The sequence below is a fragment of the Emticicia sp. TH156 genome (genome assembly GCF_002855535.1).
GTDB classification, from domain to species: Bacteria; Bacteroidota; Bacteroidia; order Cytophagales; family Spirosomataceae; genus Emticicia; species Emticicia fluvialis.
Window position 1 is genome coordinate 395124 of the sequence record NZ_PKRS01000003.1, and the last position, 13255, is coordinate 408378.

Annotated in this window: 14 protein-coding genes; 6 read left to right on the forward strand and 8 right to left on the reverse strand. The window is 43.1% G+C overall.

What is annotated here, in order from left to right; genetic code table 11:
- Nucleotide 1 precedes the first annotated feature (1 nt).
- The 4 genes from C0V77_RS23525 to C0V77_RS08065 form a co-directional block, all read right to left on the reverse strand.
- Nucleotides 2-124, reverse strand: coding sequence for a hypothetical protein (locus tag C0V77_RS23525; protein ID WP_310587020.1), 123 nt, complete (start codon nt 122-124; stop codon nt 2-4).
- Nucleotides 125-323: 199 nt separating this feature from the next.
- Nucleotides 324-956, reverse strand: coding sequence for a 16S rRNA (guanine(527)-N(7))-methyltransferase RsmG (gene rsmG, locus C0V77_RS08055; RefSeq protein WP_101725824.1), 633 nt, complete (start codon nt 954-956; stop codon nt 324-326).
- A 27-nt stretch (nt 957-983) separates the two neighbouring features.
- Nucleotides 984-2198: a glycosyltransferase gene (locus C0V77_RS08060; protein WP_101725825.1), complete on the reverse strand. Its 1215-nt coding sequence runs from the start codon at nt 2196-2198 to the stop codon at nt 984-986.
- A gap of 131 nt (nt 2199-2329) precedes the next feature.
- Nucleotides 2330-4285 carry a putative porin gene (locus C0V77_RS08065; protein ID WP_101725826.1) on the reverse strand — a complete coding sequence of 652 codons (1956 nt, stop codon included), beginning with the start codon at nt 4283-4285 and terminating at the stop codon, nt 2330-2332.
- Between the two features lie 165 nt (nt 4286-4450).
- On the opposite strand from C0V77_RS08065, the gene C0V77_RS08070 reads away from it, so the two are divergent.
- From C0V77_RS08070 to C0V77_RS08080, 3 genes are read left to right on the forward strand one after another with little or no spacing between them, the layout of a single operon-like run.
- A complete protein-coding gene (locus C0V77_RS08070) occupies nt 4451-5554 on the forward strand; it encodes a VWA domain-containing protein (protein WP_101725827.1) in 1104 nt (367 codons plus the stop codon).
- Between the two features lie 58 nt (nt 5555-5612).
- Complete coding sequence (gene nth / locus C0V77_RS08075; protein ID WP_101725828.1) at nt 5613-6272, forward strand: endonuclease III; 660 nt, start codon at nt 5613-5615, stop codon at nt 6270-6272.
- A gap of 24 nt (nt 6273-6296) precedes the next feature.
- Complete coding sequence (locus tag C0V77_RS08080; protein ID WP_101725829.1) at nt 6297-6800, forward strand: MOSC domain-containing protein; 504 nt, start codon at nt 6297-6299, stop codon at nt 6798-6800.
- Here C0V77_RS08080 and C0V77_RS08085 read toward each other — a convergent pair.
- Together C0V77_RS08085 and C0V77_RS08090 are read right to left on the reverse strand one after the other, a co-directional pair.
- The gene (locus tag C0V77_RS08085; protein WP_101725830.1) at nt 6781-7119 is read right to left on the reverse strand and encodes a translation initiation factor; all 339 of its coding nucleotides are present in this window, start codon (nt 7117-7119) and stop codon (nt 6781-6783) included. The two genes, C0V77_RS08080 and C0V77_RS08085, sit on opposite strands and share 20 nt — an antisense overlap.
- Nucleotides 7116-7985, reverse strand: a complete 870-nt coding sequence (locus tag C0V77_RS08090) for a diacylglycerol kinase family protein (protein WP_158237911.1) — start codon at nt 7983-7985, stop codon at nt 7116-7118. Before C0V77_RS08090 ends, C0V77_RS08085 begins: the two co-directional genes overlap by 4 nt.
- Nucleotides 7986-8085: 100 nt before the next feature.
- Here C0V77_RS08090 and C0V77_RS08095 point away from each other — a divergent pair, with 100 nt between their 5' ends.
- Nucleotides 8086-8517: a DUF4440 domain-containing protein gene (locus C0V77_RS08095; RefSeq protein WP_101725832.1), complete on the forward strand. Its 432-nt coding sequence runs from the start codon at nt 8086-8088 to the stop codon at nt 8515-8517.
- Here the strand turns inward: C0V77_RS08095 and C0V77_RS08100 are convergent, their stop codons facing one another.
- Both C0V77_RS08100 and C0V77_RS08105 read right to left on the reverse strand, forming a co-directional pair.
- Nucleotides 8518-8868: a LytTR family DNA-binding domain-containing protein gene (locus C0V77_RS08100; RefSeq protein ID WP_101725833.1), complete on the reverse strand. Its 351-nt coding sequence runs from the start codon at nt 8866-8868 to the stop codon at nt 8518-8520.
- A gap of 101 nt (nt 8869-8969) precedes the next feature.
- Nucleotides 8970-11531 (reverse strand): transglycosylase domain-containing protein, encoded by a 2562-nt coding sequence (locus C0V77_RS08105; protein ID WP_101725834.1) that lies wholly within the window; start codon nt 11529-11531, stop codon nt 8970-8972.
- 199 nt (nt 11532-11730) lie between these two features.
- On the opposite strand from C0V77_RS08105, the gene C0V77_RS08110 reads away from it, so the two are divergent.
- Both C0V77_RS08110 and C0V77_RS08115 read left to right on the forward strand, forming a co-directional pair.
- Entirely contained in the window at nt 11731-12159 is a 429-nt protein-coding gene (locus tag C0V77_RS08110) for a hypothetical protein (RefSeq protein WP_101725835.1), read from the forward strand.
- A 167-nt stretch (nt 12160-12326) separates the two neighbouring features.
- Nucleotides 12327-13241, forward strand: coding sequence for an ABC transporter ATP-binding protein (locus tag C0V77_RS08115; protein WP_101725836.1), 915 nt, complete (start codon nt 12327-12329; stop codon nt 13239-13241).
- The last annotated feature ends 14 nt before the right edge of the window (nt 13242-13255 follow it).

Here is a 13255-nt window from a genome sequence, read left to right on the forward strand (position 1 = left end):
CTTAGTTAAATGCGCGCGCCACAATCAGTTCTTTAATGGCGCGGGCATCATCTTTTGTAAAGTTCTCTACAATAATTTCCTGCTCTCTGCCACGGGCTTTAATTCTGATAGTTGCAAAAAACACGCCCGAGTCAATCTCAACACCGGCTATGTCGTTATAAAAAACAAAACTCTAGCTACTGCTAAGAACCTTCTTTTCTTTAAAAGTAACTCCCTTTTCACTGAAAACAACTTCGTCAGGCAGCAAAGGGTTTCTAAAACTACTGGCCTTAAAGCGTTCATTCATAGTATTGGTTCGTTTAAATAGTTGCCAGACATCCGGTTTAAAACGGCACGTACACTACTTTTTTGGTTTCAAAAAACTCTTCCTCAAAATAATCAGACAAGTTAAAGAGCTTATATTTACCACCAAACTCTGCCAGCTCTTCATCCAGGTCTCCCCCTTTCAGGTACAGAATCCCGTTTCTTAATTCATTAAACTGGTTTCGGGTTACTTTGTTCTGCACCCAGCCGTAAAAGGGCTTAAGCCTTGTTACAGCTCTGCTTACAATAAAATCAAAATCGCTGGCCACATTTTCAGCTCTTTCGTGCTGGGCAGTCAGATTTTTCAGGCCCAGTGCCGCGGCTACCTCAGTAACCACTTTTATTTTTTTGCCGATTGAATCTACCAGATGAAACTGGCAGTCGGGGAATAAAATAGCCAAAGGAATACCCGGAAAGCCTCCTCCTGTACCAACATCCAGAATTTCGGTACCGGGCTTAAACTGAATCACTTTGGCAATGCCCAGTGAATGCAGAATGTGTTTTTCGTACAGGTTTTCAATGTCTTGTCTCGATATTACATTTATCTGGCTGTTCCAGAAAGTGTATAGTTCCTGTAATTGTTCAAACTGAGCCCTTTGAGAGTCAGTGATTTTCGGAAAATATCTGGTTATTAAAGTTATGTCTGAGGGCATGGCAAAAGGCAATTAGAAAAGGTTTTCTTATCTCCACTTAATTTTTTTAGGGTTTGAGAAAACAGTAACAACACCGAAGATTAAATAATATACCGCATATAGCAAGTCATAATAAGGTATTTTAAAAGATCGGATTGTATAACTAAGCTTTTTATTTATTCTGGCCAGTACAATCCATCTAACCAATAACCAGTAAAAAAACACTCCGGCTATCAGGCGCATCCAGTCAGAAAAAAGGTAAAAGTCCTGATAATTATATTTTTCAAGCCATTCTGCAGGTATTCTCGACCACTCAGGCGCTACAAACCAATCAGGCTTAAGCAATATTACAGGTACAAGCATAAACCAGCAAAGCATGTGGCTCATGGCTATGAGGCCAAGTAATAGTTTATCTCTGAACTTATAGCGTTTGCCAACTGATAAGTGCCTGCGCTTTTGTTGAATCCATGTACTCCAGGTCTTTTTAGGCTCCGAAACCATCTGGGCTTCTTCGCTTACACAAACGGCAACATTCCGTTTGTTCGACACCTCATTTACAAATAAATCGTCATCGCCACTCAATAAGCCATGATGGCTCGCAAACCCATTACTTGCCCAGAACAAATCTTTTCTGTACATCAGGTTTCTGCCAACACCCATGTAGGGTATTCCGGCAAGCGCAAAAGAAAGGTATTGAAGGGCGGTCTGAAAAGTTTCGTAACGAATAAGCGAATTAAGCCCAGAGCTGTCGTAACTGTACGGTGAGAAACCAAGCACAATTTTTTTATCACCTGTCATTTGCGCCACCATCAGGTCAATCCAGCGGTTGCTGGTCGGGCGACAGTCTGCATCTGTCAGCAAAATTATTTCTTTCGAAGCCTTCTTGATACCCATCGTAACAGCAAACTTCTTAGCTGTAAAGTGTGCTGGCAAAGACTCAATTCTTACAAAATTAACTTTTGAATACACCCCTTCATTGAAAAGCAGGTAGTCGTAAGTACCGTCATGAGAGCGGTCATCGGCCACAATCACCTCAAAGTCCGGATACTCCTGTGCTTCCAGCAATGGCAGTAATTCTTTCAGATTCTCCAGTTCGTTCCAGGCTGCTACAACAATTGACACACCGGGTTTGCCGATTTCATTAGTTTCGGGTTCTGTATCAACATGTGAAGCCAGACGTGTAAACACCCCAAGAATGAAAACGAGTTGGACAACAACAGCCGAGAAAAAGAGAATCGGTAGTAAATACTGCCAAAACACCATGAATCAAGAGTTTAGGTTTTAAAGTATGCAAAGATACAAATTCTTTAATTGAACAGTTTCTTAGCTAAAAATAAATAAATCAAATATGATTTCACTCTTAAGCTCTTAATAAACAGGGTAAATAGCAGTTTTTAGTCGAACAAAGGCCAGTTGGCGCCTAAAAAGAAAGTGCGTCTCATACCAGGATACACCGACCCCACAAAATATCCCTGTGCCGGAAAACCCTGATTGGCATGAGCAAACTTAAGAAAAACGCGAACCTTACTTATTTTAAGATTGGCGAACAAGTCTACTACCGGATACCCCCAGGCTTTTCGTCCTGTGGCGGCATCCTGCAGGTAAAACTGACGGTTAAGCGGCATGTAGTTGTCTGCCAGATATGCCGAACGATAATAAATATCCGCACCCAGATTGATATGCAGTTTTTTGGCATAAACAAAGTCGTGTGTAATGGTGGTATTGTTAGCAATAACGGGCATACGCACAATATCTTTTTTATCGGTAGCAGCCAGATAAATCTGGTTGGCAATGGTTAACCGTTTCCAGCGGTACTCTAGTCCAAGGCCTGCTCTGGCTATATACACAGGTGCTGAAAGTTGCTGCACCTGCGCGTTTTTGTCATAATACAGGTAGTTATCTACCAAAGATAAATAGGCAGCCGGCGACACCGTCAACCTTTTAGACCCGACGGCTGTGGAAGCATAAAAGTTGGAGGAATTCTGATTTAAAAGCCGGGTTGAACCCGTGCTTAAGGCAGTGCTGCTGGCCCTGTACCAGTTTCCTTCAGTATTAATGAGGTATTCGTCCAGAATGGTAGCGGGTATTGAAAGAATACTTACGCCGGCCTTCAGACGAGGGCCGATATATTCTGACTTGATACGTACATTCAGGTTGCTTTGCACATTACCAAACTCAATTTCAGCATAGGCACGTTTCAGGCTGTCAGGAAAAAAGTAATTCGCCCATGCACCGGTAATTATCTCATGGTTGTATTTATGCCTGAATGTGGCATATCCATTCAGATTATCGTTAAAATCAGACCGTAGATTGTATAGCCGGTGCCTCAAATGCAGCCTGTATGAAAACCCACGATAAATTCCCTTGATGCCGACCTTGTTTTCTATCAGCCTGTATCGTAATGCTAAAGCCAGGGTGTCTTTAATAGCACTGAGGGCATCTGCATTGGCTGGCAGTAATTGTCGGTAATAGGTACGTCTATTAATGGTATCAGCTTTGAAACTGTAATCATGATAATAATCGGTTCGATGCTGGTAATCAATGGTATGATACACCTGAAACCCATTTGAAAGCTGGTATTGCTGATAAACATGAAACTCGTTGCGCCAGTCGCGGGCTACGCCGCTGGTTATTCTGGGCAGGTAACTCCGGTAATTACCCAGGTCTCCAACCTCTACATAGCCTATACTGTCTACAAGTGGCTTTATGCCTCCCTGCTCAACTGGTGCATGGTTAAAATGGTTGTAAGAGCCCATAACGGTGTACCTGCCATCTTTTGACTCATAATTAACGCTTACCAGGGCAGCCCAGCTATCTACCAGCCGGTCTTCCCGGGTGGTAGGGGCTCCGTATTGTTTAGAGGTAGTAAGGCGTTTAACATCAAAAGTAGCATTTAGCCTGGGCTTTATATTCTGCGAATGCGTAAAATCAAGGTAAAGCATCCCCCCTCCCGACTGCGTGTAGTGCATGTTAGTATAGGGCGACTTGGTATTGTAATATTTGGCCTTGCGGGCATCAAAGGCATAAAAGCCGTAGGTATTAAAACCCAGTTGCTTGCCAATTTCTTCTGCCGGCTGAAAATACAAGGGTTTAATGGCGGAGCCAATCAGCCCCAGGTCCTGATACAGCCAGCCGCTACGCAGATTTTTGTCGAAAGACAAATGGAAACCCTCTACAGTTGAATCAGGATTATAGTATGTCTTACGGTTGTTAAGGATATCTTCTTCCAGTACAAATCGGGTGGTTTTCAGGCCGTATATCTGCCTGGTTGAATCATCCAGGATTTGAGCATGGCAAAGGCCGTAGAAAAAAGTCAATAAAACAGTGGAGTATATCTTTTTTAAGCTCATGTGCCGCCAATTACTATAAAATCGCTGCAATTTACGGCAAATCTTCGGATTTTAGACAAGCCCGCTCTTAATAGTTCTTAAAATTGATGATTGTTTGATCTGCCAAACTTTCAGCAGGTAAAAAACGTTATTATCAATAGAGTATCTTAACCCATTCAGATTGCCATGCCCGGTTTCCGTTTTTCAGAATTTAAGCCCGAAATGAAGGGCAATACCAAATTTGAGCAACTGCTCAATATTTTTCAGCAATTGCTGCTTATAACCGCCGGAGACGTTAGCCAGGCACTTAGCTATATGAGCGACCTGGACCGCCAGTATCAACTGACTGACGACACCTACGGTATGGCTGATTTTATTGAAGACCTGAAACAAAAAGGTTACATAACAGAAGAGAATCAGGAAGGGCAGCAATACCGCATGACAGCTAAAAGCGAGCAGGGAATAAGGAAGCAGTCTTTAGAAGAGATTTTCGGTAAACTGAAAAGAACAAAGTCGAGCGGCAGCCATCATACACCCTTTACCGGCACAGGCGACGAGATGAGCAGCGATGTAAGAGCATTTCAGTTTGGTGATTCGCTTGAGCAAATCAGCATGACAGAATCTCTTAAAAACGCACAGATAAACAGCGGCATTGATGATTTTATGTTGCTGGAAAGCGACCTGGAAGTGGTAGACAGGGAGTCGAAAATACAGACCTCAACCGTTTTGATGATAGATATTTCTCACTCTATGATTCTTTATGGCGAAGACCGCATTACCCCTGCCAAAAAAGTAGCGCTGGCATTGGCAGAGTTAATCAGAACCAAGTATCCGAAAGATACCCTTGATATTTTAGTATTTGGTAACGATGCCTGGCAGATACAGCTGAAAGATATTCCGTACCTGGAAGTAGGCCCGTATCATACCAACACAGTTGCAGGCCTTGAACTGGCCATGGATTTGCTGCGCCGCAGAAAAACCAAAAACAAGCAGGTGTTTATGATTACCGACGGCAAACCTACCTGCCTGAAAGAGGGAATTAAATACTACAAAAACAGTTTTGGCCTTGACCGCAAAATTGTAAACAAAACCCTTACTTTGGCGGCACAGGCTCGTCGGATGGATATTCCGGTTACTACTTTTATGATCGCCTCAGACCCCTACCTTAAACAGTTTGTGCAACAGTTTACCGAGGTAAATAATGGCCGGGCTTATTTCAGTAACCTGAACGGGCTGGGTGGTTTTGTACTGGAGGATTTCCAGAGAAACCGCCGCAAAAAACTAAAATAGAGGATTTTTGCCTTTTCTTATCTATTTTAGGCCTTTGTTTAAAAATTGAATTGATAGAATGAGAACAAAAGAACGCTATAAAGCGCTGGTTTCTTACTTTACAGAACATTACCCGACTGCCGAAACCGAACTGCATTACAGCAATCCTTATGAATTACTGGTAGCCGTTATACTATCTGCCCAATGTACCGACAAACGCATTAATATGATAACCCCCAGGTTGTTTGAGCGATACCCCACACCTGAGAGCCTTGCCGCTTCAACAGCAGATGAAGTGTTTGAGTACATCAGAACCGTAAGCTACCCTAACAACAAAAGTAAGCATCTGGTAGGCATGGCGCGTATATTGGTAAACGAATTTAACTCTGAAGTACCCAATACCATTGAAGCCCTGCAAAAAATGCCGGGTGTGGGGCGCAAAACAGCCAATGTAATTGTGTCTGTTATTTATAACCAACCTGCAATAGCGGTTGACACACACGTGTTCAGGGTGTCGCACCGGTTAGGGCTGGTACCTAAAACCTCCAAAACGCCTTTGATGGTTGAAAAAGAACTGGTAAAGTATCTACCGGAAGAAAAAATTGCCGTTGCCCACCACTGGCTTATTTTGCATGGCCGGTATATTTGCATTGCAAGAACACCCAAATGCGGTGAGTGCGACCTGAAGAGTTTTTGCAGGGCATACGAAACCGGAGATTTCAAGACCCCATCGCTTTAAGAAAGAAATACCTGATATTAGCCAATGGAAATTAAAAAACTGATGCAGACCTTTGCCCATCATGGCAAAGTTGAATGGATTAGCTATCGCCCCGGCCCTACTTCCAGAAAACCACTGGTAGTTGCAGACAGCATTGAAGTAACCGAAAAAAAAGGTATTGTGGGTGACCGATACAGGGGGACGTCGCGCAAGAGACAGGTAACACTGATACAGGCCGAACACCTAGACGCCGTAGCCGGATTGTTACAAAAAGAGCGCATTGACCCGGCACTGCTGCGCAGAAACATTGTGGTATCGGGCATTAATCTGCTGGCCTTTAACGATGCCGCTTTTCAGATTGGCGAAGCAATTCTGCAAATGACAGGCTATTGCCATCCCTGCAGCCAAATGGAAGAAGCCCTGGGAACCGGCGGGTACAATGCCATGAGAGGCCACGGCGGTATTACCTGTATGGTAGTAAAAGGCGGAAGAATAAAAACAGGCGACGAAGTAAAACCATTGCCTGGTTTCACCCCCCTGCTTTTTTAGCTTTATAACCCTCTTTCAACAAAAAGGCCAGAATTTTATCACGGTGGTCTCCCTGAATCAGAATTTCTCCGTCTTTGGCCGTACCACCACTGCCACAAAGATTCTGTAGCTTCTTTTTTAATGCTTGCAGGTCATCATCTTTGGCTATCACGCCATCTATCCGGCTTACTACTTTATTACCGCCTTTTCTGTCAAGCCAGATTTTCAGATTCTGCTTTTGTGGTACCAGCGTTTCCGGCTCTTCATCTTCGCCAAAGTTAAAGGTAAAGTCAGGGTCTGTCGAATACACCACCCCTTCTCTTTGTTTCTTGTTTTTCATGTCATTACCAACAGACTTTTCTGCTTAATAGAAATCGTTAATTCGTCTGTGCCCAGGTGGCGGGGTTCTCCGTCAAAATGAATCAGCAATCGGTCTTTACCTTTTAACCTGAACAAGGTGCTACGGTAGCTTTCAGTATAGGCCGACTCATGTATGGTTTGATTGAACAAGCTATTTACCATGCCCGGCACCCCCCACAAAGGCATAGGGCTAATGAGGGTGCAGTCAATAAAACCGTCGTCTATTTGTGCAATGGGCGCTATATATGCGTTATTGCCAAATTGCCTGGCATTACCGAAAGTGATACTGAACACCTCATATTCATTTCCTCCAAAAAGGCAGGCCACTGGTTTATAAGACCAGAACTCGCTAAACCCCGCTTTTACATAATTCATCAACCCCCTGCCTTTCATTCCGGCAAATACATAAGCACATTGGGCATCAAAGCCCAGCCCGGCCGTGCAAAAAAATGGTATTTCGTTGGCGTAGCAGGTGTCAATGGGTCTTAAAGAGGCATAATTCAATTGCTGAATAGCATTTACGGCATTCATTGAAATGCCCAACTCCCGGGCTAGCCCATTACCAGAACCCATAGGCAAAATACCCAGGGCTGATGAGCTGCCAACCAATGCCTTTGCGGTTTCGTTCACGGTGCCGTCTCCTCCCATAGCCACTATAAAGGGTACCTGCTTCACAGCAGCTTCGGCAGCTATATCAGAAGCATGACCAGCCGCACGGGTTTCAATAATACGATGCTTATATCTTTGTTTATCTAAAAGGCTTTCAATCAGATTCACCACCTTCTGATGGTTCTTCACCCTACCCGAAAACGGGTTAACCACAAACCAGATTTCCTGCCTGTTCACAATTATTAAAATAAATTTATATTTTAGTGCAAATATAGTAACAAGGGCAGCAAAATGTCTGCCAAGTATCTAACATTATAAAAACTACTCGACCAAAGGTATGAAAACAATTATTGCAGCTCTGCTTTGCCTTCTACTGTCGTTACAGGTATCGGCACAAAATCAAAAAAATCGGCAGGAGGTTTTAAAGGTGCTGAGCCGCCAGAATGAAAACTGGAACAAAGGCGACATCAGGGCTTTTATGGAAGATTACTGGAAGTCTGACTCGCTGATGTTTATCGGAAAAAACGGGGTAATCTATGGCTGGAAAGCAACGCTGGAGCGCTATAACAAAACATACCCCGACCTGGCTACCATGGGTAAACTGAAGTTTGATATTCAGAAAACTGAGTTTTACTCACCCACAACCTGCTGGGTATTGGGCAAATTTCATCTGACACGCCCTGAGAAAGGAGATGCAGAAGGTTATTTTACGCTGATAATGAAAAAAATCAAAGGGAAATGGCTTATTGTATCAGACCACACCAGTTAATCAGCCGGCTTTCAGAAATTTAGAAACCGTATCCAGAAAAATTTCTTTTCTGCGGCGCGAAAGGCTCACCTGGTGGTCTTCCTGAAGTTTCACCAGCAGCCCTTCGTGTATCTGGTAACCCGTTACAAAGTTTAAATTAACCATGTACGATTTGTGCGTGCGGAAAAAATCATAGCAACTGAAACGCTTTTCCAGTTCTTTCAGCGTTTTTGACACCAGCAGTTTTTCGCCATCCTGCAAAAACACTTCAGTATAGTTTACATCTGCTTTCAGGTAAAGAACCTGTGCCGGATTTACCTTCTTTTTTCCTGCCAGTTTTATTGAGGCATTTTTGTGTAGATTGGTTTCCATAGTTATTGAGATTTTTAGCTTTTTATCTTAAAGACTCCTAATTTCTCTCAATAGTTGTAACAAAACCAATAAAATTATTAAAATAATCAAGTTACCACCGCTTAATTATTTTTGGTGGTATCTTTAGGTGGGAACGTAATCACATCCTGCTGAATGGCGTTGGTTGTATCGGGGTTGATATCTAAAGAATCAGACTCCAGAATACCGCCAATATCACCTCCGCAATTCTGATATTTCTTGTTGATTGTTACTCTTGGTTTTGGAAATGGCCCCGGCACATACCCTAGTTTTCTGTCGGTATAAACGCTTTGCATAAACTTACCGAAAATAGGAAGCGCAGAACGAGAGCCCTCACCCATACGCGAACGGAAATGAATACTTCGGTCGTCACCTCCTACCCACACGCCGCAAACCAGGTCTTTGGTAAAGCCCATATACCAGGCGTCTGAATAATTAGAGGTTGTTCCGGTTTTTCCGCCTGCCTGCCCGCCGTTGGCAAACAAGGCACTGCTATATTCCCACAAGCCCTGCGATGTTCCCCCCGGCTCTTCTATACCCCCCCGTAGCATGTATTGCATCAGAAATCCCGACTCGGGGCTTATTACCTCTCGTTTCTTTATTTCGGTTTCAAAGATAACCTTGCCCTTTGCATCTTCTATTTTAGCTACCAGGGTAGGCTCAACGTATTCGCCACCGTTGGCAAAAACACCATAGGCAGCTACCAGTTCATATAATGACACGTCTGACGACCCAAGCCCGATAGAGGCCACAGGGTCTAGCGGGGTGGTGATACCCAGCTTACGGGCGTAAGAAACCACCGTTGATGGTTTCACCTCGTCGGTAAGTTTGGCGGCTATTGAGTTAATTGACTTGGCCATGGCTCGTCGCAGAGTCATACTGGCATAGGTAAACACGCCGTCGGCATTTCTGGGGGCCCAGGTTTTGGGTTCGCCCTTTTCAATCCATTCTTTTTTAAACGGTTCATCAATGCGTCTGTCGCAAGGCGACAGATTCAGCGGCCCATCAATGGCCGATACATACACAAAAGGCTTGAAGGTTGACCCCGGCTGGCGTCGCCCCTGCCGAACGTGGTCATATTTAAAATAATTATAATCTATGCCCCCAACCCAGGCTTTAATATAACCATTGTAAGGGTCCATGGCCATCATGCCAGTCTGTAAAAACCGTTTATAGTGCACAATTGAGTCAATAGGGCTCATGAGCATATCTTCTTCTGACGCACCCTCTTTACCCCATACAAAAACCTTGGTCATTTTTTTCTTTTCATACATATAGTAATGTATCGAGTCGGCATTATTACCGAATTTCTGAACCAGACGTTTGTAAATTGGTGTTCGTTTGGCTACGGTATCTATATAACCGGGTATCTCCTGCCCGTTCTCATATATCCAGGGGTTCTTACCTTTCCACTCAGTATCAAAAATCTTTTGTAAACGACGCATGTGGCTAGAGACCGCATTTTCGGCGTAGTCTTGCATGCGCGAGTCAATAGTGGTATATATCTTCAGGCCGTCTTTGTACAAATCAAGGTCTATTTCATTATTTTTGGCCCAGTTTTCAATATATCTGGCAAGCGCGGTTTTAAAATAATTCCCACGGCTGTCGGCATCAATTTCTGTATCTACCACCAGCTTAATATCTGTTTTGCTAAGTTCGTCGGCTTCTTTCTTGCTTAATGCTCCGTTATTGGCCATTAACTGCAAAACCGTATTGCGGCGTTTTAAAGCATTTTTAGGATTTCTGATCGGGTTATACAAAGTAGTACCTTTTTGCAGCCCCACCAGCACGGCTGCTTCTTCGGCTGTAAGCTTATCCGGCTCTTTACTGAAATACGTACGGGCGGCAGTTCTGATACCATAAGCATTATTTCCGTAGTCAACAGTATTCAGATACATCGTCAGAATTTCTCCTTTCGTAAATCGTCTTTCAAGCCTTATGGCCGTAAACCACTCTTTGGTTTTGTAAACAATGGTGCGCAAAACAGGCACATAATATAGCAAACCGCGCATTTCGCTGCGGCGCGTATTATACAGGTTTTTGGCCAATTGCTGTGATACCGTACTACCACCCCCACGCTCGCCACCACTAAAGATACCAACAGCTACACCGCCCATCGACCGTAAGTCGATACCTGAGTGTTCAAAAAAACGTTTGTCTTCGGTGGCAATAAGGGCTTTAAACAACCAATGCGACATCTGTGCGCTATCAACTGTCTGCCGGTTTTCGGTGTAGAATTTACCAAGTTCAATGCCATCGCTTGAATAAATAGTAGAAGACTGCGCAATTTTGGGGTTAGTCAGCTGCTCTATACTGGGCATACCGCCACACAACCACAAAAAATTGGTTTCAATACAAAACCAGTAAAACAGCGCAAACAGCACAACTCGGGCCGTAATTTTATAAATACGCTTGATAACCCAAAAGTACTGACCCTCCTGGTCAAATTTTGACTGAAACGCGTTTTTCAGGTCATCAATTACTTTATAAAAAGTAGCTACAACCCATTCAATTCGTTTTTCACCAAATATTTTGCTCAATAAACGATAAACCTGATCTAACAACCATCCCCAGGAATCGCTGATTTTTGCTGCTGCGTCTGTCAAAAATTGCCTGTCAAGGCGTTTTCTATTTTTTTCTTCCATATTTAAATATTTCGCCGAAAACCCAACAAATAACTAAATTCTGATGCAAATAATCAAACAAACCGAAAAGGTTTTTTAGATACTTAACCATTTAGTAAAAAAGCATGGTTATTTACGCATGAAAGCCGAATCAATTACAACAAAGCCAGGCTCACGCTTGTTTAGGATGGGTATATCCACATAAAACATATCAATTATTATGAGTCTGATACCTGCCGACAAACCGCTTGAAAAAGAATTGCTGCCGCTGTTTACACAATCTATCTCATTTCAGATGCCTGCTACCTGGAAAGACTTTCTGGTAAAGGTTATTCCGTGGCTGCTTGTGCTTATGATACCCATCTATATTCTCAGTATAGGCCTTAATACCATTGGCAGTCTTTTCAGCGCTTTCTCTGCTCATTTACTGGCCTCAATAGCCATGCTGTTTGTTTGCCTTGGCCTTATTTGCAATCTGTTATCGCTTAGCGGTATGTTTAAACGCCAGCGTCAGGGCTGGGTTTACAACTATTATGCTTTTCTGTTTTCTCTGGCCGCAGACTTATTCTATCTGCAATTTATTGAGGCCATTCTCAGTTTTTTGTTTTTCGGGTATCTGCTTTTTCAGATACGCAGTTACTATAAGTAAGTGCAGCGGGGGTTTCAATTATGACTTACGTCTGAATCCATTAAGAATTCTTAATGGATTCTTTATTTTTTGTGCCTTTCATGAATGAATAAGTCCATTTATATATATTTCTTTATTACTTTTGAATTGACCATTATTTTTGAGCCACTAAACCAAATAAACTAACCGTGAATAACATTTTAGAAGTACACAATGTTGTGAAACGCTATGCCCAGCACACGGCTCTCAACGATGTAAGCATTAATGTTCCGAAAGGCGTAATCTTTGGCTTGCTAGGGCCCAACGGAGCCGGAAAAACCTCACTGATACGTATTATTAATCAGATTACCGCTCCCGACGAAGGGTATGTGTTGTTTGACGGACAGAAACTCCATCCTGAACACATCAAGCAAATCGGGTACCTGCCGGAAGAACGCGGGCTTTACAAAAAAATGAAAGTCGGCGAGCAACTGCTGTATCTGGCGCAGCTAAAGGGTTTGTCTGAAAAGCACGCCATGGAAAAGCTGAAAGAGTGGTTCATTAAATTTGACATCAAGACCTGGTGGACAAAAAATGTAGAAGACCTCTCAAAAGGTATGCAACAGAAAATTCAGTTTGTGGCTACTGTGCTGCACGAACCGCAGTTAATTATTCTCGACGAACCCTTCTCCGGTTTTGACCCCATCAATGCCAATCTGATAAAAGACGAGATTCTTGAACTTAAAAAGAAAGGCACTACCATTATATTTTCAACTCACCGCATGGAATCGGTTGAAGAACTCTGCGACAACGTAGCGCTTATCAATAAATCGCACAAGGTTTTAGACGGCCCCAAGAAAGAAATCAAAGAACAGTTTAAAACCCATACGTATAATGTTGAGTATCTGGGCGACCTTACCAATCTGTTTGAAGACTTTGAAGTTTTAGAGACACATACCATTGAAGACAACTACAAGAAGTCTACGTTAAAACTAAAACCTGAAGTGCCTGTTAACAGGCTGGTAAGGCAACTGATAGACAACGTAGAACTGCGCACCTTTGGCGAGAACATACCAAGCATGAACGATATCTTCATTGCTGCCGTGAACGAGATTCCGCAATAAACCATCTGGCCGAT

Coding starts and splice junctions, on each gene's coding strand:
- rsmG (WP_101725824.1), bottom strand. CDS start 956: ATGCCCTCAGACATAACTTTAATAACCAGATATTTTCCGAAAATCACT.
- C0V77_RS08060 (WP_101725825.1), bottom strand. CDS start 2,198: ATGGTGTTTTGGCAGTATTTACTACCGATTCTCTTTTTCTCGGCTGTT.
- C0V77_RS08065 (WP_101725826.1), bottom strand. CDS start 4,285: ATGAGCTTAAAAAAGATATACTCCACTGTTTTATTGACTTTTTTCTAC.
- C0V77_RS08070 (WP_101725827.1), top strand. CDS start 4,451: ATGCCCGGTTTCCGTTTTTCAGAATTTAAGCCCGAAATGAAGGGCAAT.
- nth (WP_101725828.1), top strand. CDS start 5,613: ATGAGAACAAAAGAACGCTATAAAGCGCTGGTTTCTTACTTTACAGAA.
- C0V77_RS08080 (WP_101725829.1), top strand. CDS start 6,297: ATGGAAATTAAAAAACTGATGCAGACCTTTGCCCATCATGGCAAAGTT.
- C0V77_RS08085 (WP_101725830.1), bottom strand. CDS start 7,119: ATGAAAAACAAGAAACAAAGAGAAGGGGTGGTGTATTCGACAGACCCT.
- C0V77_RS08095 (WP_101725832.1), top strand. CDS start 8,086: ATGAAAACAATTATTGCAGCTCTGCTTTGCCTTCTACTGTCGTTACAG.
- C0V77_RS08100 (WP_101725833.1), bottom strand. CDS start 8,868: ATGGAAACCAATCTACACAAAAATGCCTCAATAAAACTGGCAGGAAAA.
- C0V77_RS08105 (WP_101725834.1), bottom strand. CDS start 11,531: ATGGAAGAAAAAAATAGAAAACGCCTTGACAGGCAATTTTTGACAGAC.
- C0V77_RS08110 (WP_101725835.1), top strand. CDS start 11,731: ATGAGTCTGATACCTGCCGACAAACCGCTTGAAAAAGAATTGCTGCCG.